Source organism: Kineosporia sp. R_H_3 (assembly GCF_002198675.1).
Taxonomy (GTDB): domain Bacteria; phylum Actinomycetota; class Actinomycetes; order Actinomycetales; family Kineosporiaceae; genus R-H-3.
In genome coordinates this window covers 73,906-98,996 of sequence record NZ_MWLL01000178.1, presented here as the reverse complement: position 1 = coordinate 98,996, position 25,091 = coordinate 73,906, and the positions used below count along the sequence as shown (strand labels likewise).

General features: G+C 74.2%; 24 protein-coding genes. 10 read left to right on the top strand and 14 right to left on the bottom strand.

Features of this window, described 5'->3' with window-relative positions; genetic code table 11:
• Positions 1-32: 32 nt before the first annotated feature.
• Entirely contained in the window at positions 33-512 is a 480-nt protein-coding gene (locus tag ECOMGDLI_RS19860) for a YdeI/OmpD-associated family protein (protein ID WP_088318615.1), read from the bottom strand.
• Positions 513-754: 242 nt separating this feature from the next.
• On the opposite strand from ECOMGDLI_RS19860, the gene ECOMGDLI_RS19855 reads away from it, so the two are divergent.
• From ECOMGDLI_RS19855 to ECOMGDLI_RS19835, 5 genes are all read left to right on the top strand, one after another.
• Positions 755-1,162, top strand: coding sequence for a hypothetical protein (locus tag ECOMGDLI_RS19855; RefSeq protein ID WP_143447807.1), 408 nt, complete (start codon positions 755-757; stop codon positions 1,160-1,162).
• A 95-nt stretch (positions 1,163-1,257) separates the two neighbouring features.
• On the top strand, positions 1,258-1,347 hold the full coding sequence (gene kdpF / locus ECOMGDLI_RS19850; RefSeq protein WP_088290488.1) for a K(+)-transporting ATPase subunit F: 90 nt from the start codon (positions 1,258-1,260) through the stop codon (positions 1,345-1,347).
• 75 nt (positions 1,348-1,422) lie between these two features.
• The gene (kdpA, locus tag ECOMGDLI_RS19845; protein ID WP_088318613.1) at positions 1,423-3,084 is read left to right on the top strand and encodes a potassium-transporting ATPase subunit KdpA; all 1,662 of its coding nucleotides are present in this window, start codon (positions 1,423-1,425) and stop codon (positions 3,082-3,084) included.
• Positions 3,081-5,318, top strand: a complete 2,238-nt coding sequence (kdpB, locus tag ECOMGDLI_RS19840; RefSeq protein ID WP_088318612.1) for a potassium-transporting ATPase subunit KdpB — start codon at positions 3,081-3,083, stop codon at positions 5,316-5,318. The genes kdpA and kdpB overlap by 4 nt, the downstream gene beginning before the upstream one ends.
• Before the next feature lie 20 nt (positions 5,319-5,338).
• Complete coding sequence (locus tag ECOMGDLI_RS19835; protein WP_088318611.1) at positions 5,339-6,220, top strand: potassium-transporting ATPase subunit C; 882 nt, start codon at positions 5,339-5,341, stop codon at positions 6,218-6,220.
• Here the strand turns inward: ECOMGDLI_RS19835 and ECOMGDLI_RS19830 are convergent.
• From ECOMGDLI_RS19830 to ECOMGDLI_RS19810, 5 genes are all read right to left on the bottom strand, one after another.
• A complete protein-coding gene (locus ECOMGDLI_RS19830; protein WP_088318610.1) occupies positions 6,207-7,136 on the bottom strand; it encodes an SH3 domain-containing protein in 930 nt (309 codons plus the stop codon). The genes ECOMGDLI_RS19835 and ECOMGDLI_RS19830 overlap by 14 nt on opposite strands.
• Positions 7,137-7,390: 254 nt before the next feature.
• Entirely contained in the window at positions 7,391-7,687 is a 297-nt protein-coding gene (locus ECOMGDLI_RS19825; protein ID WP_143447806.1) for a hypothetical protein, read from the bottom strand.
• Between the two features lie 98 nt (positions 7,688-7,785).
• The gene (locus ECOMGDLI_RS19820; protein WP_088318608.1) at positions 7,786-8,589 is read right to left on the bottom strand and encodes a GntR family transcriptional regulator; all 804 of its coding nucleotides are present in this window, start codon (positions 8,587-8,589) and stop codon (positions 7,786-7,788) included.
• Positions 8,590-8,604: 15 nt separating this feature from the next.
• Positions 8,605-9,789: an FAD-dependent monooxygenase gene (locus ECOMGDLI_RS19815; RefSeq protein WP_088318607.1), complete on the bottom strand. Its 1,185-nt coding sequence runs from the start codon at positions 9,787-9,789 to the stop codon at positions 8,605-8,607.
• A gap of 25 nt (positions 9,790-9,814) precedes the next feature.
• Positions 9,815-10,333 carry a pyridoxamine 5'-phosphate oxidase family protein gene (locus ECOMGDLI_RS19810; RefSeq protein ID WP_088318606.1) on the bottom strand — a complete coding sequence of 173 codons (519 nt, stop codon included), beginning with the start codon at positions 10,331-10,333 and terminating at the stop codon, positions 9,815-9,817.
• Positions 10,334-10,488: 155 nt separating this feature from the next.
• On the opposite strand from ECOMGDLI_RS19810, the gene ECOMGDLI_RS19805 reads away from it, so the two are divergent.
• The 3 genes from ECOMGDLI_RS19805 to ECOMGDLI_RS19795 are packed head-to-tail and all read left to right on the top strand — an operon-like array spanning position 10,489 to position 14,527.
• Complete coding sequence (locus ECOMGDLI_RS19805) at positions 10,489-11,712, top strand: CoA transferase (RefSeq protein WP_233153546.1); 1,224 nt, start codon at positions 10,489-10,491, stop codon at positions 11,710-11,712.
• Positions 11,709-13,370 carry a thiamine pyrophosphate-binding protein gene (locus ECOMGDLI_RS19800; protein WP_088318604.1) on the top strand — a complete coding sequence of 554 codons (1,662 nt, stop codon included), beginning with the start codon at positions 11,709-11,711 and terminating at the stop codon, positions 13,368-13,370. Before ECOMGDLI_RS19805 ends, ECOMGDLI_RS19800 begins: the two co-directional genes overlap by 4 nt.
• Complete coding sequence (locus tag ECOMGDLI_RS19795) at positions 13,367-14,527, top strand: DUF3500 domain-containing protein (protein ID WP_198955029.1); 1,161 nt, start codon at positions 13,367-13,369, stop codon at positions 14,525-14,527. Before ECOMGDLI_RS19800 ends, ECOMGDLI_RS19795 begins: the two co-directional genes overlap by 4 nt.
• Before the next feature lie 32 nt (positions 14,528-14,559).
• Here the strand turns inward: ECOMGDLI_RS19795 and ECOMGDLI_RS19790 are convergent, their stop codons facing one another.
• The 6 genes from ECOMGDLI_RS19790 to ECOMGDLI_RS19765 form a co-directional block, all read right to left on the bottom strand.
• Entirely contained in the window at positions 14,560-14,976 is a 417-nt protein-coding gene (locus tag ECOMGDLI_RS19790; protein WP_088318603.1) for a DUF2256 and DUF3253 domain-containing protein, read from the bottom strand.
• A complete protein-coding gene (locus ECOMGDLI_RS19785; RefSeq protein WP_233153545.1) occupies positions 14,973-16,157 on the bottom strand; it encodes an FAD-binding domain-containing protein in 1,185 nt (394 codons plus the stop codon). Before ECOMGDLI_RS19785 ends, ECOMGDLI_RS19790 begins: the two co-directional genes overlap by 4 nt.
• Positions 16,158-16,222: 65 nt before the next feature.
• Positions 16,223-16,978, bottom strand: a complete 756-nt coding sequence (locus ECOMGDLI_RS19780) for a DinB family protein (RefSeq protein ID WP_088318602.1) — start codon at positions 16,976-16,978, stop codon at positions 16,223-16,225.
• A gap of 136 nt (positions 16,979-17,114) precedes the next feature.
• Positions 17,115-17,384 (bottom strand): DUF2252 family protein, encoded by a 270-nt coding sequence (locus ECOMGDLI_RS19775; RefSeq protein WP_088318601.1) that lies wholly within the window; start codon positions 17,382-17,384, stop codon positions 17,115-17,117.
• Positions 17,381-17,899 (bottom strand): potassium channel family protein, encoded by a 519-nt coding sequence (locus tag ECOMGDLI_RS19770; RefSeq protein WP_088318600.1) that lies wholly within the window; start codon positions 17,897-17,899, stop codon positions 17,381-17,383. Before ECOMGDLI_RS19770 ends, ECOMGDLI_RS19775 begins: the two co-directional genes overlap by 4 nt.
• A complete protein-coding gene (locus ECOMGDLI_RS19765) occupies positions 17,896-19,017 on the bottom strand; it encodes a hypothetical protein (protein WP_088318599.1) in 1,122 nt (373 codons plus the stop codon). Before ECOMGDLI_RS19765 ends, ECOMGDLI_RS19770 begins: the two co-directional genes overlap by 4 nt.
• Positions 19,018-19,157: 140 nt before the next feature.
• Between ECOMGDLI_RS19765 and ECOMGDLI_RS19760 the strand changes: the two genes are divergently transcribed.
• A complete protein-coding gene (locus tag ECOMGDLI_RS19760) occupies positions 19,158-20,600 on the top strand; it encodes an amino acid permease (protein WP_198955028.1) in 1,443 nt (480 codons plus the stop codon).
• Entirely contained in the window at positions 20,597-21,499 is a 903-nt protein-coding gene (locus ECOMGDLI_RS19755; protein ID WP_158221074.1) for a universal stress protein, read from the top strand. Before ECOMGDLI_RS19760 ends, ECOMGDLI_RS19755 begins: the two co-directional genes overlap by 4 nt.
• A 1-nt stretch (position 21,500) precedes the next feature.
• On the opposite strand, the gene ECOMGDLI_RS19750 is transcribed toward ECOMGDLI_RS19755, so the two are convergent.
• Both ECOMGDLI_RS19750 and ECOMGDLI_RS19745 read right to left on the bottom strand, forming a co-directional pair.
• On the bottom strand, positions 21,501-23,453 hold the full coding sequence (locus tag ECOMGDLI_RS19750; protein ID WP_088318597.1) for a thiamine pyrophosphate-binding protein: 1,953 nt from the start codon (positions 23,451-23,453) through the stop codon (positions 21,501-21,503).
• On the bottom strand, positions 23,450-25,066 hold the full coding sequence (locus ECOMGDLI_RS19745) for a glutamate synthase-related protein (protein WP_088318596.1): 1,617 nt from the start codon (positions 25,064-25,066) through the stop codon (positions 23,450-23,452). Before ECOMGDLI_RS19745 ends, ECOMGDLI_RS19750 begins: the two co-directional genes overlap by 4 nt.
• Positions 25,067-25,091 lie beyond the last annotated feature (25 nt).

Sequence of the window (25,091 nt, the reverse complement as noted above, 5' to 3'; positions counted from 1 at the left end):
CTGGACGTCCGCTGTGAACGTCGGCCGCCGCCTCAGCCGCTCCCCAGACCGGCCACGAGCTCGGCGAGCCGCTTGGCGCGCGTCGCGGCCGAGGCGCCCCAGTTGACGGCGTACAGCCGCCGGCGCCGCGTCGCCGGGGTGAGGGCGTCCCAAGCGCCGAGCAGGTCCGCGGCCACGAGCGCGTCCCGCACGTCGTCGGCCAACGGGACGTCGTCGGGATCGGCGGGCGCGAGGCGGCACGTGACCGGGTCCCCGGCGCGGACGCCGATCCGGCGCAGCACCGAGGCCCCGGCGTACACGAACGGGCCGTCGACGACCGGCGCCGTCGTCACCGCGAGGTTCACCGCCGTGCCGTCGATGTCGCCGGCGACCCGGCGGGTCCCCTGCCGCTCGGCGTCCGCGACGAGCGCGGCGGGCAGCCGGATGACGGTGTAGCGGCTGCGGCCCCAGTGCACCGGTTCGACGAGGGCGTCGAACTCATGCGCCCCGGCGGTCCCGTGCGGCCCTGCCACGCGTGCTCCTTCGGTCCGGCGACGTCTCCATCGTCCGGGATCACCCGCCGGACCGCACGTCCCGCGCCGGCGTGCGGGGCGTGACCGCCAGCGGGCGGGCCCGCGTAGGGATCGCGTGAAAATCGCCGGGTGCGCGTCGCAAACGCGTGAAGAGACATGTCGGTGCGCGGACGGCGGGACTTCACTTCTCGACGGGGCGACCGCACGGTCGCCCCGGCCGGACGACTCGTGAGGTGTCGAGCATGTCGAGACGGACCGTGGCCGGAAGCCCGGCCATCGAGGTCACCGGGAGCGTGCCACGTTCTCCGGCGGGGGTGCCGTTCGGCTTCTCCGCCCCCCTCGGCGCCGCCGTGGTCGCGGCGGCCTGCCTGTGCGCCGGGGCGTTCCCGTCGGCCGCGGCCGCCCGGCTGTGGCTGCCGGCCGCCGCCGTCGCCGCGGTGGCGTTCCTGAGCCGGGACTGGCGTGCGGGCCTCGCGGTGGCCGGCGTCGCCTTCCTGCTCGTGGACGGCTTCCTGGAGAACCGTTCCGGCCTGCTGACCTGGCACCCGGGGGACGGCGCCCGGCTGGGGCTCCTGCTCTGCGTCGCCGTCCTCGGCGCGGCGCTCGGCGCCGTCGCCTCGTCACCCGCGCGCGACGGCGGTGCGTCATGACCGACGTCGTCTACGTGCTCGTCGTGGTCGCGGGGTTCGCCGCCCTCGTCGCGCTGCTGCGCGGCGTCGAGCGGATGTGAGGGGGTGACTCCGGCATGAGTGTCGAGAACGTGGTGGGCCTGGTCCTGGCCGTCGGGCTGACGGTCTTCGTGGTCACGGCGCTGCTGTTCCCCGAGAAGTTCTGACCCGCCCGCGGCCCGAGCGGCCGCCGTCCTCTCGCGTGGTCCGCACGCGAGTCGCTCCCGAACATCGGTCATGGGATGTCATCGAACACGTCCACCCTGCTCTTCGTCGTCGCGCTCGTCGCGGCGCTCGCCCTCTCGTACCGCTTCGTCGGGGACTGGCTGCATCGCGCCGTCACCGCGCCCGGCCACGGCCGGGTCGAGCTACTGGTGTACCGCAGCATCGGTGCCTCCCCGGACGGGGAGCAGCGGTGGAGCGTGTACGCGCGCAGCGTCCTGGCCTTCTCCGCCGTCGGCGTGCTGGCCCTGTACGCCCTGCAACGCCTGCAGGACAGGCTCCCGCTGAGCCTGGGCAGGGAGCCGGTCGCGCCGGACCAGGCCTTCAACACGGCCGTGAGCTTCGTGACGAACACGAACTGGCAGTCCTACTCGGGTGAGGCGACCATGGGGCACCTCGTCCAGATGAGCGGCCTCGCGGTGCAGAACTTCGTCTCCGCAGCGGTCGGGATCGCCGTCGCCGTGGCACTCGTGCGCGGCATGGTCCGGCACTCGACGGACACCGTCGGCAACTTCTGGGTCGACCTCGTGCGGATCTGCCTGCGCGTCCTGCTGCCGGCCAGCGTGGTCGGCGCACTCGTGCTCGTCGCCGCAGGCGCCGTCCAGAACCTCACGGGCGGAACGGATGTCACGACCCTGGCCGGTGCCGCCCAGCACATCCCGGGCGGCCCGGTCGCGAGCCAGGAGGTCATCAAGGAGCTCGGCACGAACGGCGGCGGCTTCTACAACGCCAACAGCGCCCACCCGTTCGAGAACCCGACCTCGTGGACGAACTGGCTCCAGGTCTACCTCCTCCTCGTCATCCCGTTCAGCATGCCCCGGGTCTTCGGCCGGATGGTCGGGGACCGCAGGCAGGGGCTGGCGATCGCCGCGGTGATGGCGATCCTCGCCCTGCTGAGCACCGCGGCGATCTCGTTCGCCCAGGCCGCCGCCGCAGGGACCGTGCCGCAGGCCGTGGGCGCTGCGACCGAGGGCACCGAGGCCCGGTTCGGGGTCGGGCAGTCGGCGGTCTTCGGGGCGGCGACCACGCTGACGTCGACCGGGGCGGTGGACTCCTTCCACTCGAGCTACACGGGGCTCGGCGGTGGCGTGCTCCTCGTCAACATGATGCTCGGCGAGGTCGCGCCCGGCGGCGTCGGCTCGGGCCTGTACGGGATGCTCGTGCTCGCCGTCATCACGGTCTTCGTCGCGGGGCTCATGGTCGGGCGCACCCCGGAGTACCTCGGCAAGAAGATCGGCGCCCGCGAGATCAAGTTCGCCTCGCTGTACTTCCTCACGACCCCGACCATCGTCCTGGTCGGCACGGCGGCCGCGATGAGCCTCGCCGCGGCGCGCTCCTCCATGCTGAACGTCGGCCCGCACGGCCTGTCCGAGGTGCTCTACGCGTACACCTCCGCCGGCAACAACAACGGCTCCGCGTTCGCCGGTCTCGACGCGAACACCCCTTGGTACAACACGACTCTCGGGCTGGCGATGCTCTTCGGCCGGTTCCTGCCGATCATCTTCGTGCTCGGGCTCGCCGGCTCCTTCGCGGCACAGAAGCCCGTCCCGGAGTCCGCCGGGACGCTGCGGACCTACCAGCCGCTCTTCGTCGGGATGCTCGTCGGGGTCACCGTCGTCCTCGTCGCCCTGACCTACCTGCCCGCGCTCGCGCTCGGCCCCCTCGCGGAGGGACTGTCATGACCACCCCCGTCCTCACCGACCCCGCCGACGCCCGCCCGGGCGGCACCCCGGAACCCTCCGACCCGGCCGGCACGGCCCACCGCCGCGTCGGCGGCGGGCTGCTCGACCCGAAGCTCCTGTGGACCTCGCTGCCCGACGCCCTGCGCAAGCTCGACCCGCGCATCCTGTGGCACAACCCGGTGATGCTCATCGTCGAGGTCGGCTCGGTCTGGACGACGGTGCTCGCCGTCCTGCACCCGTCGGCCTTCGCCTGGGTCGTCACGGCCTGGCTGTGGGCCACCGTGGTCTTCGCCAACCTCGCCGAGGCCGTCGCCGAGGGGCGCGGCAAGGCCCAGGCGGACTCGCTGCGCCGGGCCAAGCAGGACGCGACCGCGCGCCGGCTGATCGGGTGGTCGCCGGGCGCCTCCGCGGACACGCTCGAGGAGGAGCAGGTGCCGGCGGCCGCGCTGCAGCCCGGCGACGTCGTCGTCGTCGAGGCGGGCCAGGTGATCCCCGGCGACGGCGACGTCGTCGAGGGCATCGCGAGCGTCGACGAGTCGGCCATCACCGGCGAGTCCGCGCCCGTGATCCGCGAGTCCGGCGGCGACCGCAGCGCCGTGACCGGCGGCACGAGCGTCCTGTCCGACCGGATCGTCGTCCGCGTCACGCAGCGCCCCGGGGAGAGCTTCCTGGACCGGATGATCGCCCTCGTCGAGGGCGCGGACCGGCAGAAGACGCCGAACGAGATCGCGCTGAACATCCTTCTCGCGGCCCTCACGGTGATCTTCCTGCTCGCCGTCGCGACGCTCCAGCCGCTGGCCGTCTACGCCAAGGCGCAGCAGACCGCGGCCCCGGACACCCTGGCGCTGGACGCCGACGGCGTCACCGGCGTCGTCCTCGTCGCCCTGCTCGTCTGCCTGATCCCGACGACCATCGGGGCGCTGCTCTCGGCGATCGGGATCGCGGGCATGGACCGCCTCGTCCAGCGCAACGTCCTGGCGATGTCCGGACGCGCCGTCGAGGCGGCCGGGGACGTGAACACCCTGCTGCTCGACAAGACGGGCACGATCACCCTCGGCAACCGGCAGGCGAGCGAGCTGCTGCCCGCGCCGGGCGTCGACCCGGCCGACCTCGCCGACGCCGCCCAGCTCTCGAGCCTCGCCGACGAGACCCCCGAGGGCCGCTCGATCGTCGTCCACGTCAAGCAGGCGCACGGGCTGCGCGAGCGTCATCAGGGCGAGCTCCGCGGGGCCGTCTGGGTGCCGTTCACCGCCCAGACCCGGATGTCGGGCGTCGACCTGCACGACGACCCGGACGGCGCCGTCCGTCGGATCCGCAAGGGCGCCGCCGCGGCCGTGATCGCCTGGGTCCGCGAGCAGAACGCCACCTCGGGGGTCACGAGCACGTCGGCAGAGACGGACTCCGAGCGCGGTCTCGAGGCCGCGGTGGATGCCGTCAGCGCAGCGGGCGGGACGCCGCTCGTCGTCGCCGAGCAGCGAGCGGGCCGGCCGGCGCGGGCGCTCGGCGTCGTCCACCTCAAGGACGTCGTCAAGGACGGCCTGCGGGAACGCTTCGACGAGATGCGCCGGATGGGCATCCGCACCGTGATGATCACCGGTGACAACCCGTTGACCGCCAAGGCGATCGCCGCGGAGGCGGGCGTCGACGACTTCCTCGCCGAGGCCACCCCGGAGGACAAGCTCGCGCTCATCGCGAAGGAGCAGGCCGGCGGCCGGCTCGTCGCGATGACCGGTGACGGCACCAACGACGCACCCGCGCTCGCCCAGGCGGACGTCGGGGTCGCGATGAACACCGGGACCTCGGCCGCCAAGGAGGCCGGGAACATGGTCGACCTCGACTCCGACCCGACCAAGCTCATCGAGATCGTCGAGATCGGCAAGCAGCTGCTCATCACCCGCGGTGCCCTGACGACGTTCTCCATCGCGAACGACGTCGCGAAGTACTTCGCGATCATCCCCGCGATGTTCGCCGGCCTCTACCCCGGCCTGGACACGCTCAACGTCATGCGGCTCCACAGCCCGACGACGGCGATCCTGTCCGCCGTCGTCTTCAACGCGCTCGTCATCGTCGCGCTCATCCCGCTCGCCCTGCGCGGCGTCCGGTACACCCCGAGCAGCGCCGCCGACCTGTTGCGCCGCAACCTGTTCGTCTACGGGCTCGGCGGCGTCGTCGCCCCGTTCGTCGGCATCAAGGTCATCGACCTCCTCGTCGCCCTCGTCCCCGGGCTCTCCTGAGCCCCCGTGAGGATCTCCTGATGCGTCGCGTCCCCTGGATCGCCCAGTACTCCGCAGCACTGCGGGCCCTGCTCGTCCTGACCCTGCTCCTCGGGGTCGCCTACCCGTTGCTCGTCACGCTCCTCGCGCAGGTCCCGGGCCTGCGCGACCGGGCCGGCGGCAGCCTCCTCACGCACGACGGCCGCACGGTCGGCAGCGCCCTCGTCGGGCAGTCGTTCACCGACGCGGACGGCGCCGCGCTGCCGCGGTACTTCCAGTCCCGACCGTCCGCGGCGGGGGACGGCTACGACCCGCTCGCGTCGGGCGCGTCCAACCTCGGTCCGGAGAGCGTCGTCGACTCCCTGCCCGACCCCGCCGTCGCCGGGGACACCGGCACGCAGAGCCTGCTCACCCGGGTCTGCGCGCGCAGCCTCGAGATCGGTACCCGAGAGGGCGTCGACGGACGCCGTCCCTTCTGCACCACCGGGGGCGTCGGTGCGGTGCTCGGCGTCTTCCACCGGGACGGTCTCACCGGACCGGTCACCCGGGCCGTCAGCCTCAACGAGGCCTGCCCCGCCACGCCGTTCGTCGCGACGTACGAGGGAGCCCGGGTCGAGTGCGCCGAGCCGGGCGCCGACTACGCGGGGGCGGTGGTCACCCCCGTCCGGGGAGACGCGCCGGCGTCCCCGGCCGTGCCGGCCGACGCCGTCACCGCGAGCGCGAGCGGCCTCGACCCGGGGATCAGCGTCGCCTTCGCCCGGCTTCAGGCGGCACGGGTCGCGACCGCCCGCGGGCTCACGGTCGACCAGGTGCTGACGCTCGTCGACGCGAACACGCGCCCTCGCGCCCTGGGGTTCCTCGGGGAGCCCACGGTCGACGTCCTCCGGCTGAACCTCGCGCTGGACGACGCTACGAGACGCTGACGTGCACGTGGTCGAAGTGGTTCGCGGTCCGGCTGCCGCGGTCCTCCATGCCCTTCCACTGGCTGGTCGGGTTGCCGGCCATCCAGATCTGCTGCTGGTAGATCACGTACGTGACACCGAGCTCGCGGGCGTGCGCCTGGACGTAGCGGGCGATCGTCCACCCGGGGTCGCCGGACACCATGATGTCGACGGCCCGGCCGCTGCCGTGGTCGCCGTCGTCCCCGGCGCGGTAGCCGCCGAAGGACGACACCGAGCTGCCGTAGGCGGCGCACACGGCGCGGTACACGGCGCGGGCGTTCGACGACAGGTGCGCCTCGATACTCGTGCTGATGGAGCAGGAGGCGTTCGACACGCCCTTGGCCGCGCTCTTCGGCTTCGGCGTGGGCTTCGTCTTCGACAGGTACGTGGACCGGACCCATCCGGCGCGGCCGTCGGTCACGACCTGGGTCCAGCCGCTCTTCGTCTCGCCGGTGACGCCGACCCGCGCGAGCGCCTTCAGGCTGCCGATGCGGTCCGTGCTCGCCGACGGCCCGGAGCGGACGTTGACCTGGGTCTCGACCCACATCTTCCGGACGACGGCCGGCACCGGGTCGGGCGTCGGGGTGGCCTTCGGGGTGGCGGTGGGAGCCGTCGGCGCGGGCGACGCGGGCCGGTCCCGGCTCGTCCGCTCCTCGGTCCGCAGTGCGGCCGCGGCCCGGAGGGCGTCGGCGGCGCGGAGGGCGTCCTGCTCGCCGGCGACGACGGTCTGGACCGTCGGCCCCGTGCTCGTGTCGGGCCAGAGGGTGACGCCCAGGGTCACGCCGAGCAGCGCCGTGCCGACACCGGCGGCGACGAACGGGCGGGGCAGCTGACGCGGGAGACGCGGGAGACGCGGGAGACGCGGGATCGGCGGGAGCGAGCGCTTGACGGGCTCCACGCGGTGACGGCCTCGGGACACGAACTCTCTCCCGCTCGGGAACGGTTAACTCGGACATCCTAGGCGCGATCATCGAGGCCCATGATCGACGACACGAGGGGACGAACCGGACTTAGCGACACTGCGTGCTGCCGTCACTACGGAGACGATCCGGCTGTGCTCCGGTCGCCTTATCCGAGTCGGACCCCGGGCCGTCGAGATGCCAGAGAAGTGTGATCGGGGTCACGTCTGGAGATCGACAACCGGCCCCTGCGTCACCACCGCGGACGGCGCCCGCTCGAACGGGGCGGCCGGTCCGGGTTCTCGACGGCCCTGGCGGGCTCGCCGGGGCGGCGGACGTCGCTCGCCTCGACCCAGTCGGTGCGTTCGGCGCCCCACGGGTCGGTCCAGGTGACCTCGACGGCGTTCCGGGTCCAGGCGACCGCGAGGGCCTGCTCCTCGGTGGCGTGACCGGCGTGCCAGCGGATGGTCGCGAGGACCGGGATCGGCTCGGGAGCCCTGGTCACCGGCCCGGTGGGCTCGGTACGGCGGAAGCGGGGGACGGCGGGCACGAGGACCTCCACGGAAGACGCTGGAACGGCTCGACCCTGCCTCCACGGTAGCGCAGATCCGTACGTATGTTCGAGCATCCGCCTGCAGGAGCGACCGGTCAGGCTCCGGCCGTCGGCAGCCGGCGACGGGTCGGGCGGTCGTCGCCCTGCTGCGCGGCGGCGTCCGCCGCGGCCACCACCTGCCGGACGGCGGCCCGCAGGAGCGCGGGCTCGTACCCCGGGTCCATGGAGGCGAGCAGCGTCACGGCGGCCCGCGACAGGTGCTGCGCCAGCAGACGCCCCGCGGCGGGGACGTCGGCGTTCCGGCAGTGCTCGAGCAGTTGGGCGTGCTCGCGGGCGCCCTGGGACCACCCGCCGGTCTCGTCGGCGAGGTACACCCGCCGGTACCGGGAGGTGTGGTCGGCCCACTGCGCGAGCACCTGCCGCATGGGCGGCTCGACGTGGTGCACGAGCAGGGCGTGGAACTGCTGGTGCCGGCTCTCCCAGGTGTCGAAGTCCTGGCTGCGCGGGTCCGACAGGGCCGGCAGCAGGCCCTCCATCGTCGCCAGCTCGTCGGACGTCATCCGCGGCACGCTGACGGTGAGCGCGAGCGACTCGTTCGCGACCCGGAGCGCGTAGACGTGCTCGACGTCCGTCAGGGAGATCGGCATGACATGGCAGCGCTGGTTCACCTGGGAGGCGAGCAGGCCCTCGCGCTCCAGCATGCGGAAGGCCTCCCGCACGGGCCCGCGGCTGACGCCGTAGTCGGCGGCGACCCTGGCCTGGGCCAGCTCGCTGCCCGCGGGCAGCTCACCGGAGAGGATCCGGGCGCGGAGGTCGTCGTGGACGACCTGCGTCGACCCGCGCATCCCGGGGTGCAGGGCGACCGCCGGTCTGCTCCGGGGGCGCGTCGCGCCGACCATCTCCGCTCCTCCCCGTCACCGGCCCGGCTCGTAGAGCCCGAAGATCAGGCCCGGGTCACCCGGGGTCAGGCCGCCGCCGAACTGGGACGTGTCGCCGATGGCCCGGGTGCGTGCCAGGAGGTCGCTGCCGAGCCGCAGCTGCCGCTGCTCCCAGGAACCTAGCGCGGCGGGCACGTCGCCGTCGTGGGCCACCAGCTCCTCGGCGAGCACCCAGCCGTCCTCGGCGGCCTTGGCCGTCCCGGCGGCCGCGTGCGGGCGCGCGGCGAAGGCGGCGTCGCCGAGGAGACAGACCCGGCCGAAGGCCATCCGCGGCACGTCCAGGTCGAACACGGCCTGGATGAACGGTTCCCGAACGGCCGTGACGAACCGGGCGACGGCCGGGGCGAGCAGCTCGTGCGCCTGCTCGCGCATCTCGTCGACGGGCTCGTCGCGGACCAGCCCGGGCGGGAGCGAGACCGGTCGCCGCTCGCCGTTGCGGTCGGTGAGGACGTCGGCCAGCCGGTCCTCGGGAACGTTGCGGTACCAGACCATGTTCATGAGCCGCCGGCCCACGCCGACCGAGCCGTCCGTGGCGGGGATCGGGTAGACGAGGATGTGCCCGCCCGGGACCTGCTGGTACGTCAGGGCGTCGTGCAGCCGGTCGAACGTCGCGGCGTCGAGGTCTGCCTCGGGGAGGACCCCGCGCCAGGCGACGTACCCCGCGTAGCGCGGGGCGGCCCGCGGCAGCAGCCGGCGCCGCGACGCCGAGGAGATGCCGTCGGCGCAGACGAGCAGGTCGGCCGTGCGCACCTGCCCGTCGGCGAACGTCACCCGCACGCGCTCGCCGTCGTCCTCGAAGCCGACCATCTCGTGGCCGAGGTGGTACCGCTGCGCCGGGAAGGCCGCCAGGAGCGTCCCGTAGACGGCGTTCCACGACGAGAAGACGTAGGGGTGCTCCTGCTCGTGCGCGACGCTCCCGTCGGCGCGCAGGAACCGGATCCACCCCGTCGTCGAGCAGAACTGCTCGATCGGGACGCCGGCCCGCCCGACCGGGTAGCGCAGCGTCTGCTCGAGCGCGGCGATGCCGGCGCCGCGCGCGGTCAGGGCGCTGCCGGACCGCTCGTAGACGTCGACGTCGCAGCCTGCGTCGCGCAGGACGCAGGCCGCGGTCAGGCCCCCGATGGAACCGCCGACGACGACGACCTGCGGTGCGTGCTCCATGGGCGGCCCGACGGCGACCGCGACCTCAGGGCCGGCCGAACGTGGCGACCGAGTCGACGCTCATCTCGAAGAGGACGCGGCGCTCCTCGAAGGACGGGTCCCGCAGGGCGTAGACGTCACCGCCGGTGTACTTCTTGAAGATCCGGTTCAGCTGGGCGGCGACCCGTGGGCCCTCGACCGGGTCGTCCTCGGAGACCTCGCGGGTGACGGTGCCCTTGATGCTCAACCAGTGGTAGGCGTTCTGCGGGTTCATGAGGAGGAACGTCGCCTGCGGGTTCGCCCGGAGCCAGTCCACCTTCTTGCGGTGGGTGGCGAGGTTCAGCAGGATCGTGTCGTCCTCGTAGTCGAACCAGACCGGGGTCAGGTTGGGGCGGCCGGTGCTGCCCATGACCGCGATCGTCGCCGTGACCGGCTCGTCGATGAGCTGCCGGTAGATGGGGTCCAGGTCGGACAGGCTGCGCGCGTGCTCGCGGTCGCCGACCGTGAACTGCCCCGCCTGGGTGCCTTCGGGCACGTCCTTGAACTTCGCCACGGTGAACGACATCGCCGTTGGGTCCTCCGTCCCGGTGCCGGCCACACTGCCGACAGTTCCGAGGAAGGCTAATGAGGTGGCTGATCCAAAGTCGAGACTTCCGAAGGAGTTGGCCGCGGGTTAGCATCGCGGATGCCGTCAACTGTCGACAGTTTGGGGCCACGGGTGTGACGGGTCCGCTGAACGGTCTACGCGTCGTGGATCTCACCCAGGTCCTGTCCGGGCCGTTCTGCACGATGGTGCTGGCCGACCTCGGCGCCGACGTCGTCAAGGTGGAGCCGCCCCAGGGCGACGTGTCCCGGGCCTGGGGGCCGCACCCGGCCGCGACCGGCGGCGCACCGGTCGAGGGCGGCTACGGCGGCTACTTCGCGAGCGTCAACCGCAACAAGCGCGGCGTCGTCCTCGACCTCAAGACCGAGGACGGCCGGGCCGGCCTGCACCGGCTGCTCGACGGCGCCGACGCCGTCGTGGAGAACTACCGGGTCGGCGTCATGGAGCGGCTGGGGCTCGACTACGAGACGCTGCACGCGCGGCACCCGCGCCTGGTCTACGTGTGCGTCCGGGGGTTCGGGGACCCGCGCACCGGGGCCGGTCCGTACGCCACCTGGCCCGCCTTCGACATCGTCGCGCAGGCGATGGGCGGGCTCATGGGGATCACCGGCAGCGACGCCGACCACCCGACGAAGGTCGGACCGGGCGTCGGCGACATCTTCCCGGGGGTGCTGGCCGCCGTCGGCCTGCTCGCCGCCGTACGGCACGCCGAACGCACCGGGGAGGGCCAGCTCGTCGACGTCGCCATGTACGACGCCGTCCTCTCGCTCTGCGAGCGCGTGGTCTACCAGCAGTCCATCACCGGGGTGCCGCCCCGTCCGCAGGGCAACACCCACCCGCTGCTGTGCCCGTACGGCGTCGTCGCGACCGGCGACGGGTTCGTCACGGTCGCCGCGCCCTCGGACCACCACTGGCGGCTGCTCACCGAGCTGATGGGCCGCCCCGGGCTGGGCACCGACGAGCGCTACGCGACGAACGAGGACCGGCTGTCCCGGGCCGGTGAGGTTTACCGGCACATCGAGGACTGGAGCCGGGCCCTGACGACCGAGGGCGTCGTCGGGGTGCTCGGGGGGCGGATCCCGTGCGGCCCCGTCGCGTCCGCGGCCGACATCCTCGACGACCCGCACGCCCGGGCCCGGCAGATGCTCGTCGAGCTGCCCCATCCCGGCGGGTCGACCGTGACCGTGGCCGGTTCGGCGATCAAGTTCACGGCGACGCCGAGCGCGCCCTTCCGGCCGGCACCGCTGCTGGGCGAGCACACCGACGAGGTCCTCGCCGCCCGCGCGACGACCGGCGCGAGCGGCCCGACCGGGGGCGCGCCGGAAGGGACGGACGGATGACGGGCAGCGGCTTCTCCGCGGACGTGGCGCACGCGCTGCACGACGCCGGTGTCCGCCGGCTGTTCGGGGTGCCGGGCGGCGGTGCGAACCTCGAGCTCATCGACGCCGCCGCCGCACTGGGGCTCGACTTCGTGCTCGCGCACACCGAGTCCGCCGCGTGCGTCATGGCCGCCGTCCACGGGCGGCTCACGGGCACGGTCGGCGCGGCAGTCGTCACCCGCGGGCCGGGGGTGACGAGCGCCGTGAACGGCCTCGCCCAGGCGAGCCTCGACCGCTACCCGCTGCTCCTGCTGAGCGACACGGTCCCGCAGGACCAGGCGGAGCGGACCGCCCACCAGCGGCTCGACCAGGTGGCGATGTCGGCGCCGCTGACCCGGTGGAGCGGCCTGCTCGGCTCCCGGGCGCCGTACAAGGACGTCATGGCCGCCGCGGCGCTCGCCCGGCGGCCCCCGGCCGGCGCCGTCCACCTGGCGCTCGACCCCTCGGTCCCCGGGGACCCCGTCGTGGATCCGGTCCGCACGGACGACGACACCGAGGGCAACGGCGACGGTCCGGACGCCGTCCGGGCCGCCTTCGCCCGGGCCCGCCGCCCCGTCGTCGTCGTCGGGCTGGACGCCGCCGACCTCGGTGCCCCCTTGCGCGCCGTCCTCGAGGCCGTGGGCTGTCCGGTGCTCACCACCTACCAGGCCAAAGGCGCTGTCCCCGAGTCGTGGCACGGCTACGCGGGGCTGTTCACGGGAGCCCGGATCGAGGCCCCGCTGCTCGAGCAGGCGGACCTCGTCGTCGGCGTCGGGGTGGACCCGGTCGAGCCGGTGCCCGGCCCGTGGCCGTACCCGGCCGACGTCGTCCTGCTCCACCGCCACCCGGTCGCCACCGCCTACTTCGGCGGCCGCGCGCTCGTGCACGTCGGCGAGTACGCGACGGCGCTGCTCCCCCTGCTGGCGGACCTGGTCTCGACGTGGCCGGCCGGCGCCGGGGCGGGCGCGCTCGCGGCGGGCCGGCGGGCCCTCGACGCGCCGGCCCCGGGCCTGCGCCCCCAGGACGTCGTCCGCGCGGTGCAGGAGGAGCTCGGCGACGTGCCCGTGACGGTCGACGCCGGCGCGCACATGCTCGTCGCGATGGAGCTGTGGCAGACCGACCGGCCGGCGCACGTGCTCATCTCGAACGGCCTGGCCACCATGGGTTTCGCGCTCCCCGCCGCGATCGGTGCCGCCCTCGCCCGGCCGGGCGGCCGGGTGGTCTGCCTCGTCGGGGACGGCGGTCTCGGGATGGTCCTCGCGGAGCTCGAGACCGTCGCACGGCTCGACCTCGACGTCGCCGTCGTCGTCTTCAACGACGCGACCCTGAGCCTCATCGAGCTCAAACGGTCGCCGGGCGTCGTGGACACCCGCCCGGTCGCCTACCGCCGCACCGACTTCGCGGCGGTCGCCGGAGGGATGGGCGTACCGGCGGGCGTCGCCACCGACGCCGCCGGGATCCGGGCCCTGCTGGCGCAGGTGCCCCGCGGCCCGCTGCTCGTCGACGCCAGGGTCGACCGGGGGGCCTACCGTCAGGTCATGGCCGCCATCCGCGGGACGACGCCCGCGCCGCCCGCCGACGATGCGCCGGCACCGGATCCGCGTCACGCACCGACGCCAGACGAGGGGAGCCGGCGATGAACGCCGCCGACCGAGCCGTGGACCTGACCGCCCGCCGCGACGTGGCGGGGAGGATGGCCGAGGCCGCCGCGGCCTGGCTGGACGCCCTGGACGCCGCGCAGCGCGAGCTCGCGAGCGGAGCAGTCCCCGCGGACGACGCGACGGACGCCGAGCGCCGGCGCTGGTTCTACACCCCGACCGACCACGGCGGGCTCACCTTCCACGGGCAGCGCCCCGCCCAGCAGCGCGCGGCCATGCGGCTCGTCGCGACCGGGCTGTCCACCGCGGGCTACGTGACGGTCGCCCTGACCATGGGGCTGGAGAACGTCCTCGACCACGTGGAGGGGTTCGTCACCCGGTTCGACCGGGAGCGGGCCCGCGACCCGCACCTGTACTACCTGCGCGTCTTCGGCGAGCCCGGGGGGACGCAGCCCTGGGGGTGGCGCTTCGGCGGGCACCACGTCTCGCTGAACTACCTCGTGGTGGACGGCGCCCTCGTCGCCACGACGCCCTGCTTCGTCGGCGCCGACCCCGCCGTGTCGCCGCTGCTCGGCGGCGCGCTGCACCGCCCGCTGGCCCGCGTCGAGGACCTCGGCCGCGACCTCGTGCGGTCCATGCCCGCGGACCTGCGCGCGCGGGCGGTCCTGCTGCCCAAGGCGCCCCCCGACCTCGTCACGGCGAACCGGACGCGGGTCGCCGACGGCGACCGCCAGGTGCCGCTGTCCGGCATCTGGCGCGACGAGCGGTTCCCCGACCCGGCCGAGGCGGCCCGGCTCCAGGTCCTCAGCGACGCCATCGACGCCGCCGCCGGGTTCGAGGAGGCCGACCTGCGGGCCGTCGAGTACACGAGCGTGCCGAAGGGGGTCGCCGTCGCCGACCTCGACGCCGAGCAGAAGGACCTCGTGCGGGCCCTGCTGGGGACGTACTTCGGGCGGGTCCCGGACGCCGTCGCGCCCACCTGGCACGAGGACGCCGCGGCCCTGGACGTCGTCCACGTCGCGTGGGCCGGCTCCCTCGAACCCGGTGAGCCGCACTACTACCGGCTGCAGGCGCCGGGCCTGCTCGTCGAGTGGGACAACACCCAGCGCGGGGCCAACCACGCCCACTCGGTGTGGCGCGACCCCGACACCGACTTCGGGCTCGACGTGCTGGCGGCGCACCGCGCACGGCACCACTGACCCGGTCAGCCAGATCAGGCAGGTCAGGCAGATCAGCCCGTGCGGCGCCTGCGGATCCGGATCGGACCCTTGGCGTGCGACGGGTCGGCCACGACGCGTCCGCCCTGGGTGATCTCGACCTCGCCCCGGACGACGAGCCGCCGTGCCGCTGCGCGCGCGGGCTCCATGAGCGCCCGCCACGCGTCGTCGGCGGCCGGCGCCCCGGCCGGTGCCGACGACGCGGCGACCGCCCGCGCGGCCTCCGACGGGCAGATCGTCGCCGTCGCGGGTCGCGCGGCGAGCAGCCTGAAGACGGCCTCCTCGAGAGCGGTGTCGACGGGGCGCACCCCGGCGCGGCGGCAGGCGTCGGAGCAGTACCGCACCTGGTCCCAGTCCCGGGCCCACTTCCTGCGCCAGGTGATCGTGCGGCCGCAGACGGCGCACGGCTTGCTCGGCGGGGCGGGGCTCATCGCCGGACCCAAGCGCTGAACGACTGCAGGGACCCGGAGCCCGGGCGGCGCAGCCAGGGCCACGGGTGGAGGGCGACGAGGTCGAGCGCGGCGGCCCGGCGCTTCCAGCCCGGCACCGGCGTCCAGGTCGCGGAGAGCGGCCGGCCGGCGAGCTCGACGGCGGGGTCGCCGAGGCGGACCTCCGCGCCGAGCTCCGCCAGCGTCTCGGCGAGGAACACCAGGCGCTTGCCCGACAGCCGGAGCCGGGCCAGCAGCGGCTCGTCGAGGACGAAGACCGCGGGCAGGTCAGGGTGCGCCGCCAGGGCCGGGTCGGCGTCCCCGAGCGACTCCGCGGTGAGCCAGACCGCCTCCGGGGCGCCGTGGACCAGCGGCTCGTGCGGCCCGGCGTCCGTGGTGCCGCCCGACAGCCGGGGGTCGGCCGGCAGCGCCGCCCCGGCCGCGGGCCGGTCCTCCACGGGGCAGGCCGCCGACAGCGGGCACGCCCGGCACAGCTGCGGGGCACGCCGCTCGACCTGCCACCGGCTGAAGCCGTAGGGGCGGCCGGTCGCGGTGCCGACGGTCCACTGCCACCCCAGCAGGTTGGCGGCCGGGGAGCCGTCGAGCAGGTGCCGGTACATCTCGTCGGCGCCCTCGAGCCAGTCGTGCCCGGCACGCACCCCGTGCTGCGAGGCCAGCCACATGCGGGTCTGGTTGACGAGCCAGCCCTTCTCCCGCAGCTCGGCGGTCGTGGTCGCGAGGCACGGCAGGTCGGGCCGCCACGGCTCGCCCTCCCACGGCACGTCCGGGACCGGCGGTGCGTAGCGCAGCGGACGCCGCAGCGCACGACCGAGCCGGGCGTAGACGTGCCGCGCGTACTCCTGCCACAGCAGCTCGTCCCGGAACTTCGCCCGGTCGCGCGGCGGCGCGGCCGCGACGGCGTCCCACACCGCGGGCAGCGGGAGCATCCCGTGCCGGATGTAGGGCGACAGCCCGGTGGCCCCGCGGGCGTGCCCGGGCAGCACGGTGCTGCGGCGCGCGGCGTACCCGGTGACGTCGAGCCCGGCCAGCGCCACGTCCGCCGCGGCCTGACCGCCGCGCACCGGGGACGCGGCGGGCTCGTCGCACGTGAGGTGCCCGAGGTGGGTGCGCACCCAGGCCACCACGCCGGGCCGCTCCGGGGGGATCGCGGGGAGGGTCGGCACCGCCCCATCATCGGCGGCCCGGGCCCGGACGACATCCGGAGCCGTGGCCCGCGCGGGCACGGGGTCTAGGCGGGCGGCGCCTCGAGCGCGTCGAGGTCGCGGACGGCGTAGCGGTGGTGCTCCCACTCCTCCTCGAGGATCGTGTGCAGGCAGGAGAGGGTCGTCTCGGGGTACTGCGGCGCCCACGGGTTCCTGCGGGTCACGGCGAGGTCGTCGGGCGTGACGGCGGCGAGGAAGTCGCGGACCATGGCGACGCGCCCGGCGCGGGCCTCGAGCACCTCGGCGAACGACGGCACCTCGGTGGAGAACACCGACATGTCGTTGCCGTCGGCCTCGAACTCGACGTTCGGCTGGCCGAGCGGGTGGTACGGCTGCTCGACCTCCAGGACCGCCCGCCGCAGCCACACGTCCGTGGCCATGACGAGGTGCCGCAACGTCTGCGCGAACGACCACTCGCCGTCCACCGAGACGTCGACGGTGCCCGCCGGCATCGACGCCGCGCGGTCCACCGTCGCCGCCCAGGTGCGCTCGAGCGCGGCCCAGGCGGCGCGCAGGCCGTCCGGGTCCGCCGCGCGACGGTCGGCGCGGCCGGGGTACCGGCGGTCGAGCTCGGCGTCGACGAGCGGGGCGACGTCGACGCCGTTGACGAGCAGCGAGCCCTCGCCGTCGAGCAGCCACGGCGCGTCGATGTCCGCGCCGTTCACGTCCACGCCGCGCATGACGACACCGGACAGGTCGCCCCGGACGAAGCGGGCGCCGTGCAGGTCCGCGTCGACGAACCGCGCCCCCCGCAGGTCGTCGGACCGGGTGAACGACGCCATGGTTCCTCCTCGCCGGGTGACCGGGGGTGCCTCCGGTGCCCTGTTCGCTCGTGAGTGGGTCGCCCATCCTGCCCGGGGCGGCGCAGCCGTCGCCAGCGGACGCGGCGCGGCCGCCGGCAAACGGGGTCTGTGCCCTTCAGACCCCGATGCCGACCCTGTCCCCGGAGCGGGCGTGGGCCCGCGCGAGCGTTCCTCCGCAGAGGCGGGCGTAGAGCCTCAGGCCGGGCACGAGCATCCGGTCGGTGTCGGCCGAGCCCTTCCAGTCGCGCAGCCGGACGTAGTAGGGGTCGATCCGGGTCGACGGCGGCGCCCAGCCCGCATGGGCCGCGAGCGGGACCGCCTGGCGTGCGGCCTTTCCCACGGCCGCCCGGCCCTCGACGTCGAGCGCGGTCCTGGGTCGGCTCATGCGTCCTCCTGCTCGGCGGCCCGGCGGCGCCCGGCGGCCAGCAGCCCGCTCGCGATCCGGACGACGGCACCGAGCAGGACGACGTTCGCGACCAGTTGCGCGGTGACGAGCGCGCGGGCCACCTGGCCGACCGGGTGGATGTCGCCGTACCCGACGGTGGTCAGCGTGGTGACCGTGAAGTAGAGCGCGTCCGTGTGCGTCCGCAGCCCCTCGAACTGGCCGGGGACCTGGGCCAGCCGCAGGTAGATGAGCGAGAACGCCAGCACGGCCCCGAGCACCACGAGGACGAGGGACTCCGCGACCGCACCCGGGTCGACGGACCGCGTCCCGCGCCGCCACCGCAGGAGCACGCCCAGGTAGAGCGCCAGCAGCACGAGCGCCGCACCGAACATCGCCAGGGTCACCACCGAGGCCCGCCAGCCCCGCGGGGTCGGCGAGAGGGCGTAGAGCGTGAGCAGCACCGCAGCGGCGCCCGCGCAGCGCAGCGTCCGTGCGCCGCTCAGCGGGCGGTTCACGCCGTCACGGCTCCCGCCCGGGCCATCCGCAGGTCCCGCACGGGCCGGTACCGGTCGTAGAGCACGACGATCAGCGAGATGAGCAGGACGAAGAACAGCGCGTGGTCCAGGTGGAAGTGCCTGCTCAGCAGGCTGGCAGCGGCGACGGTGAGGGCGTTGAGGCCGCAGACGGCGAGGAACGCCAGTGCCGTCCGTTCGATGCTTCGGCTGCGCCGCGCGAGCGCCAGACCCACCGCGGAGTTCACGACGAGCAGCACACCGACCGACACCACGGTGTCGAGCGGGGTCATCGTCGAGCCCGGAAGGATCTGCGCGAAGTCGATGCAGACCAGCCCGACGAGCGCCACCTTCTGCGCGAGGTTGGCGTCGAGCATCCGCCAGTTCAGGGCCCGGAAGGCGCTGCGCTCCGCAGCGGTGTCGAGTTCCTCCGGCAGCGGCGGGGCCAGGAGCGACGGGGGGTGGTCCGCGGGCGGCAGCCGGTGCGTCACCGCCCACCAGCCGCCGGCGCACAGGCCGGCGACGGCGAGCCCGAGGACCGGCAGCACCCAGGCGTTGGCCGCCGCGACGTCGGTGAAGTCCAGCCGGGCCACGTGGATCCACCATTCCTGCGGCAGCTTCACGAGCACCCAGATCGCGACGACCAGTCCCACGACCGCCCGGCCGGGGATCCGCGCCGGGTCCCATCGCAGCCGGATCGCCTCGTAGGCGATGAAGAAGTACTCGAACGTGTTGGGGAACACCAGGAGCAGCCATCGCCAGGAGGCCGGCTCGCCCGCGTCGTGGACGAGCTCGAACAGCGTGACACCGGCCAGTCGGTAGAGCCACAGGAACTGCGCGGAGACCACTGCCGCAGGATTGGTCCAGTTCCGCAGCGTGGCTGCGTAGGCGACGGAGAGGTAGTAGACGTCCAGCGCCTTGTCGTAGCCCTGGTACCCGTTCTCGACCTGGGCCCAGAACGGCGGGGAGAGCTGGGTCTGGAAGACCGTCTGGTCGACGCCGTCGATGACGAGGCAGGCGACGATGGCGGGCAGCGGGAAGACCGGGACGAACAGCGGAACGACCAGCCGGAGCCCGACGACGAGCAGGATGATCCCGACGTCCGCAGCCGTGCCGTCCATCGCAGCACCTCCGCCGGTAACGGGGTGCACCGAGGCTACCCGGACGGATCCACGAGGGGCTACCCAACGACGTCGTGCTGCTGACACAGTGACCGGGGTCGGCCTGCCGGCCGCAGCGTCCTGACCGACCGGGGGTTCCCATGGACACTGGTAGCGGACAGGCCGCCAGCACGTCGTTGCTGCGTCGCAAGTCCGTCGCGGCGATGCTCGGGTCGCGGGCCGGCGACACCACGCTCGAACGCACCATGAGCATGTTCAGCCTCATGATGATCGGCGTCGGGGCGACGATCGGGACCGGGATCTTCTTCGTCATGGCCGTGACCGTCCCTGAGGCCGGTCCGGGCGTGCTGCTGACGTTCCTGCTCGTGGGGCTCATCGTCTCGCTCACGGCCCTGTGCTACGCCGAGGTGGCCTCCAAGATCCCGGTCTCCGGATCCGCCTACGCCTACTCGTTCGCGTCGCTCGGTGAGCTCCCCGCCTACCTCGTCGGCTGGGCGCTGATCCTCGAGTACGGGGTCGCCGGCGCCGCAACATCGGTCGGGTGGGGCGAGTACTTCGACTCGTTCATCAACGACGCGTTCGGCTGGGAGATCCCGCACGCCCTGAACGCCGGTGCCCTGGCCGACGACCCCGGCATCGTCAACCTGCCGGCCGTCGTCCTCGTCGGCATGTGCTGCCTGCTCCTGCTCCGCGGGGCCAAGGAGTCGGCGCGCGCCAACGCGATCATGGTGATGGTCAAGCTCGGCGTGCTCGCGATGTTCATCGCCATCTCGTTCACCGCCTTCGACTCCGCGAACCTGACGCCGTTCCTGCCCTACGGGCTGGCGGGGGTGGGCGCGGCGATCCCGGCGATCTTCTTCACGTACATCGGGGTGGACGCGGTCTCGACCGCGGGCGAGGAGGTCAAGGACCCCAACCGCAGCCTGCCGATCGCCATCTTCGGCGCGGTCGGGCTCGTGACCCTGTTCTACTTCCTCGTCGCGGTCGGCGCCCTGGGCGCGCAACCGCTCGACCGGTTCGAGGGCCAGGAGGCCGGTCTGGCAGCGATCCTCACCGACGTCACGGGGATCCGGCTGCCGGCCCTCGTGCTCGCCGCCGGCGCGGTGATCTCGATCTTCTCCGTCACCCTCATCACCATCTACGGCCAGACCCGCATCCTCTTCGCCATGGGCCGCGACGGCATGCTGCCGAAGATGTTCAAGGAGGTCAGCCCGCGCAGCCTGTCGCCCGACAAGAACGTGCTCTTCACGTGCGGCTTCATCGCGGTCCTGGCGGCGGTCGTGCCCATCGACAAGCTGTTCGACCTGGTGAGCATCGGCACCCTGGCCGCGTTCATCGTCGTCTCGGCGACCGTCATCGTCCTGCGCAGGGACCGGCCGGAGCTGCGCGGCAAGGGCTTCGAGCTGCCCTTCGGCCCGGTCATCCCGGTGCTGTCGATCCTGTCGTGCGCGTGGGCCGCGACGAACATCGCGGCCGTGACCTGGATCGCGGTCGGGCTCTGGATCCTGCTGGCCCTGGTCCTGTACTTCGCCTACGCCCGCACGCACTCCGTCCTCGCGCCCGGCAAAGAGGTCGGACCGTGAAGGCCGTCATCGCCTACCGGGCCGCGGGCGACTCCCCGGAGGCGCTCGAGCTGGCAGCGATCCTGCGGCGCACCGTCGGGTGCGAACTCGTCGTCGTGGCGGTGCTGCCCTTCACCTCCCGCGACACCCTCGAGTCCCGCGAGCCCGACGCGGAGTTCCGGATGTGGCTCGACCAGGTGGCCGCCGATGCCGAGGCCGCTGCCCGGGCCTTCCTCGACGGCGAGGGCAGGATCGAGTTCCTGCGGGTCGCGTCGTCGTCGGTGGCCGCCGGGCTCATCGAGGCCGCAGAGTCCTGCGGCGCCGACGTCCTCGTGGTGGGGTCGGCCCGGGACGCCGTCCAGGGGTCGCTGCTCGCCGGCAGCGTCGCCACCCGGCTGCTGCACTCGTCCCCGGTGCCCGTGCTGCTCGCGCCCCGGGGCTACCACGCCGAACCAGGTCAGCGGTTCGCGTCGCTCACCTGCGCCTACGCGGGGACGGCCCGGTCCCGCGAGGCGCTGGCCGCGACCTGCGACCTGGCCCGGCGGTTCGGTGCCCCGCTGTACGTCGGCACGTTCGTCCCGCGTGCGGGCACGATGTACCCGCCCGAGGTGGGGCTGGACGTCGAGGAACTGGTGTCGGCCCAATGGGCCGAGCAGGCCGGCGGCCTCCAGAGCGAGGCCGTCGCACTCTGCCGGGAGCACGGGATCGACGACGTCCGGACCTTCGTCGCCCGGGGGGACGGCTGGGAGGGCGCGCTGCACTCCGTCGACTGGGAGGACCACGACCTCCTCGTCATCGGGTCCAGCCGGCTCGGCGCGGTCGCCCGGGTCTTCGTCGGGTCGACCGCCACCAAGATCCTCCGGTACACGCCTGTGCCGGTCCTCGTCGTCCCCGCCGGGAGCTACGTCTGGAGCGAGTGAGTCACACGAGGTCGCCGTCCGAGTGCACGTGCAGCAGCGCCGGGCCCTCGGTCTCGAAGAGCCGCTGCATCCCGTCGTCCAGATCGTCGGTGCTCCGTACGCTGATCCCGGTCGCGCCGCAGAGCTCGGCGTACCGGGCGAAGTCCGGGTTGACGAGCGAGGTCTGCCAGACCGGGTGGCCGGCGGCGAGCTGCTCCTTGCTGATCTTGCCGAGGGTGCCGTTGTCGAGCAGGACGTGCTTGATCCCCATGCCGTGCTTCACCGCCGTCGTCAGCTCGGCGAGGTACTGGCCGAAGCCGCCGTCACCGGTCACGGCGACGACGGTGCGGGCCGGGTCCGCGGCCCACGCACCCATCGCCGCCGGGTAGCCGAAGCCGATCGAGCCGAGGTAGCCCGACATGAGCACCGGCTGGCCGGCGCTCTCGAAGTAGCGGCCGAACGAGTAGGCGTGGTTGCCGACGTCCACGGCGATGACGGCGTCCGCCGGGCAGTGCGTGCCCAGCGCCGCGAACACGGCGGCGCTCGGCACACCGCGCCCGCGGTCGTCGTGCGCCCGCCGGGACTTCTCCGCCCGCCAGATCCGCCACCGGGCCTCGACGTCCGGGCGCTGGTCGCGCGCCGCGACGCCGTCCGCGGTCGCCTCGTCCAGCGCGCCCACGGTGACCGCCGCATCGCCGAGGACGCCGACGGCGACGGCGTCGAAGCGGCCGATCGCAGCGGGGGTGTCGTCGATCTGGACGATCGGCTTGTACGGCGCGATCCCGGTGTGGTTCGAGAACGACGCACCGACGACGAGCAGCAGGTCGGCCTCGTTCATGAGCCACGACGCGACCGGCGTCCCGGACCGGCCGAGGACGCCGCCGCCGAGCGGGTGGGTGTCCGGCAGGAGGCCCTTGGCGCGGAACGTCGTGAGCACGGGGGCGCGCAGCCGCTCGGCGAGCGCCCGCACCTCGCGGTGCGCGTCCCGGGCGCCCTGGCCGACGACGAGGACCGGACGGCGGGCCGCCCGCAGCAGGTCGGCCGCCGCGGCGAGGGCGGCCGGGTCGGGCCGGACGGCGCGCGGCGCGCGCCGGCCGTCGGGCTCGCCCGCGGCTGCGTCGGACGGCACGTCCTGCACCTCGTCGGGCAGCACGAGGTGGGCCACGCCGCGGCCGTCGACGGCGCGCTTGACCGCGGTCGCCGCGAGCTCGGCATGGTTCGACGCGCTGGTGAGGGTGACGGTCGACAGGGCCACGTCGCGGAACACCGCCGACAGGTCGACGTCCTGGAAGGCCCCGCGCCCCAGCACCTTCGACGGCACCTGGCCGCTCACGGCGAGTACCGGGGCGCCGTCCAGCTTCGCGTCGTAGAGCCCGGTGAGCAGGTTCGTCGAGCCGGGGCCGGCGATCGCGAAGCAGGCCGCCGGGCGGCCGGTGAGCTTGCCGTACGCGGACGCCGCGAAGGACGCCGCGCCCTCGTGCCGGATGCCGACGAACCGCAGGTCGCCGCGCTCCTCGGCGCGCCGCAGCGCGTCGGCGAAGCCGAGGTTGGAGTGCCCGACCATCCCGAAGACGACGTCGACACCCCAGGCCACGAGGGTCTCGACGAGGACGTCCGAGACGGTCCGGGCGGGGGCCGGCGGCTCGGGGAGGTAGACGTACGTGCCGTCGTCCCGCTCGTCGACGGGGAAGGCGGGGACGGCGTCCGAGAACCCGGCCGGCGGCCTGCCGGTCAGCGGGTCGTAGTCGTAGCCGTGCCACGGGCAGCGCAGCAGACCGCCCTCGATCGAGCCCTCGCCGAGCGGGCCGCCCTGGTGCGGGCAGTGGTTGTCGAGCGCCCCGACCCGGCCGCGGCAGCGGGTCAGCGCGATGCTGCGGCCGTCGACGGTCGAGGTCTGCACCCGGCCCTCGTCGGGGACGGCGTCCAGCCGGTGCCAGCGGCCGGCGCCGTCGTCGGTGGTCGGGTCGGTGCTCATCGGGTCACTCCTGCGTAGGAGACGCCGACGAGGTCGGCGACGTCGCGTCTGGCGCTGGTGAGGTCTCTGGGGGTGAAGCCGCTCAACGAGTCGTGGCCGCACGCCCGCGCGAGCACGACCATGAGCTCGGTCATCGCGCCGAGGTAGCGGGTGAGCTGCTCGGCCGCCCGCTGCACGGGGAGCCGGGCGCGCAGGTGCGGCTTCTGGGTGGCGATCCCGACCGGGCAGTTGTCGGTGTGGCAGGCCCGCATGCCGACGCAGCCGATCGCCTGGAGCGCGATGTTCGAGACGGCGACGGCGTCCGCGCCGAGCGCGAGCGCCTTGACGACGTCGGCCGGGCGGCGGAAGCCGCCGGTCGCGACGAGCGTGACGTGCCGGGCGCCCGAGACGTCGAGGTGCCGCCGGGCGCGCGCGAGCGCGGCCATCGTCGGGACGCTGATCGTGTCCCGGAAGATCGTCGGCGCCGCGCCGGTGCCGCCGCCCCTGCCGTCGAGGATCACGTAGTCGACACCGAGGTCGAGCGCGGCGTCGAGGTCCGCCTCGACGTGCTGGGCGGACATCTTCACCCCGACCGGGATCCCGCCCGAGCGCTCCCGGACCCGGTCGACGAGAGCCCGGGCGTCGAGCAGCGTCGTCCAGTCGGTGAACCGGGCCGGTGACACGGCCGGTGTGCCCTCCGGGAGGCCGCGGACGTCGGCGATCCGGCCGACGACCTTGCTCCCCGGCAGGTGGCCGCCGGTCCCGGTCTTGGCGCCCTGGCCGAGCTTGAGGTGCAGCGCCTGCACCTGGTCGAGCACCGCCTCGTCCCATCCGAACCGCCCCGACGCGAGCTCGTAGAGGTACCGGGACGACTCGGCCTTCTCCTCGGGCAGCATGCCGCCCTCGCCGGAGCAGATCGCCGTCCCGGCCGCCTCCGCCCCGCGGGCGAGCGCCGTCTTGGCCTCCTGGGAGAGCGCGCCGAAGCTCATGTCCGACACGAAGACCGGGATGTCGAGGTGCAGCGGCCGCGCCGCCGCCGGGCCGATCGTCACCGCGGTGTCGACGGGTGCGTCGTCCAGCAGCGGAAAACGGTGCAGCTGGGCGGTGAGGACCTGGAGGTCGTCCCACCGGGGCAGCTCGGTGCGGGGGACGCCCATCGCCGCGACCTTGCCGTGCGGTCCGCTCAACCCGTTGCGCGCGAGCGCATGGATCTCCGAGACGTACGGCTCCTCCGGGGTGTCCTGGTGGGGGTCGTCGAAGAGCCGGTCGTAGGTGGGCACGAGCCGCTGCGCCGGCCGCGCCGCCCGGAAGGCCGCGAGGTCGGCGGCGTCGACGACGACCCGGCCGTCGACGACCGAGGCCGTGAACTTGTGGATGCTCTCCTCGGGCGCGTACGCCGAGACGCCCGTGTCGAGGCGGAAGTCCCAGCCGTGGACACCGCACACGAGGTCGGGCCCCTGCACCCGGCCGTCGGCGAGCAGCGCCCCCCGGTGCGGGCACCGGCCCTCGAAGACGTGGACGGTGCCGCCGCGGCGCACGAGGACCAGTTCGACGCCGTCGGCCTCGGCACCTGCGGGGACGTCGTCCACCAGATCGGCGAGCCGGGCGATCGGCACGTGCGCGGTGCTCTTCATGTAACGCTCCCTGACCGACGGAGGA

What these genes read in the sequence shown, in the direction of transcription:
- ECOMGDLI_RS19775 (WP_088318601.1), bottom strand. Translation starts at nt 17,384, where the DNA reads ATGAGCCGACCCAGGACCGCGCTCGACGTCGAGGGCCGGGCGGCCGTG.
- ECOMGDLI_RS19745 (WP_088318596.1), bottom strand. Translation starts at nt 25,066, where the DNA reads ATGAAGAGCACCGCGCACGTGCCGATCGCCCGGCTCGCCGATCTGGTG.
- kdpF (WP_088290488.1), top strand. Translation starts at nt 1,258, where the DNA reads ATGAGTGTCGAGAACGTGGTGGGCCTGGTCCTGGCCGTCGGGCTGACG.
- ECOMGDLI_RS19855 (WP_143447807.1), top strand. Translation starts at nt 755, where the DNA reads ATGTCGAGACGGACCGTGGCCGGAAGCCCGGCCATCGAGGTCACCGGG.
- ECOMGDLI_RS19750 (WP_088318597.1), bottom strand. Translation starts at nt 23,453, where the DNA reads ATGAGCACCGACCCGACCACCGACGACGGCGCCGGCCGCTGGCACCGG.
- ECOMGDLI_RS19765 (WP_088318599.1), bottom strand. Translation starts at nt 19,017, where the DNA reads ATGGACGGCACGGCTGCGGACGTCGGGATCATCCTGCTCGTCGTCGGG.
- kdpA (WP_088318613.1), top strand. Translation starts at nt 1,423, where the DNA reads ATGTCATCGAACACGTCCACCCTGCTCTTCGTCGTCGCGCTCGTCGCG.
- ECOMGDLI_RS19820 (WP_088318608.1), bottom strand. Translation starts at nt 8,589, where the DNA reads ATGGTCGGCGCGACGCGCCCCCGGAGCAGACCGGCGGTCGCCCTGCAC.
- ECOMGDLI_RS19835 (WP_088318611.1), top strand. Translation starts at nt 5,339, where the DNA reads ATGCGTCGCGTCCCCTGGATCGCCCAGTACTCCGCAGCACTGCGGGCC.
- ECOMGDLI_RS19800 (WP_088318604.1), top strand. Translation starts at nt 11,709, where the DNA reads ATGACGGGCAGCGGCTTCTCCGCGGACGTGGCGCACGCGCTGCACGAC.
- ECOMGDLI_RS19795 (WP_198955029.1), top strand. Translation starts at nt 13,367, where the DNA reads ATGAACGCCGCCGACCGAGCCGTGGACCTGACCGCCCGCCGCGACGTG.
- ECOMGDLI_RS19810 (WP_088318606.1), bottom strand. Translation starts at nt 10,333, where the DNA reads ATGTCGTTCACCGTGGCGAAGTTCAAGGACGTGCCCGAAGGCACCCAG.
- kdpB (WP_088318612.1), top strand. Translation starts at nt 3,081, where the DNA reads ATGACCACCCCCGTCCTCACCGACCCCGCCGACGCCCGCCCGGGCGGC.
- ECOMGDLI_RS19780 (WP_088318602.1), bottom strand. Translation starts at nt 16,978, where the DNA reads ATGGCGTCGTTCACCCGGTCCGACGACCTGCGGGGGGCGCGGTTCGTC.
- ECOMGDLI_RS19760 (WP_198955028.1), top strand. Translation starts at nt 19,158, where the DNA reads ATGGACACTGGTAGCGGACAGGCCGCCAGCACGTCGTTGCTGCGTCGC.
- ECOMGDLI_RS19815 (WP_088318607.1), bottom strand. Translation starts at nt 9,789, where the DNA reads ATGGAGCACGCACCGCAGGTCGTCGTCGTCGGCGGTTCCATCGGGGGC.
- ECOMGDLI_RS19790 (WP_088318603.1), bottom strand. Translation starts at nt 14,976, where the DNA reads ATGAGCCCCGCCCCGCCGAGCAAGCCGTGCGCCGTCTGCGGCCGCACG.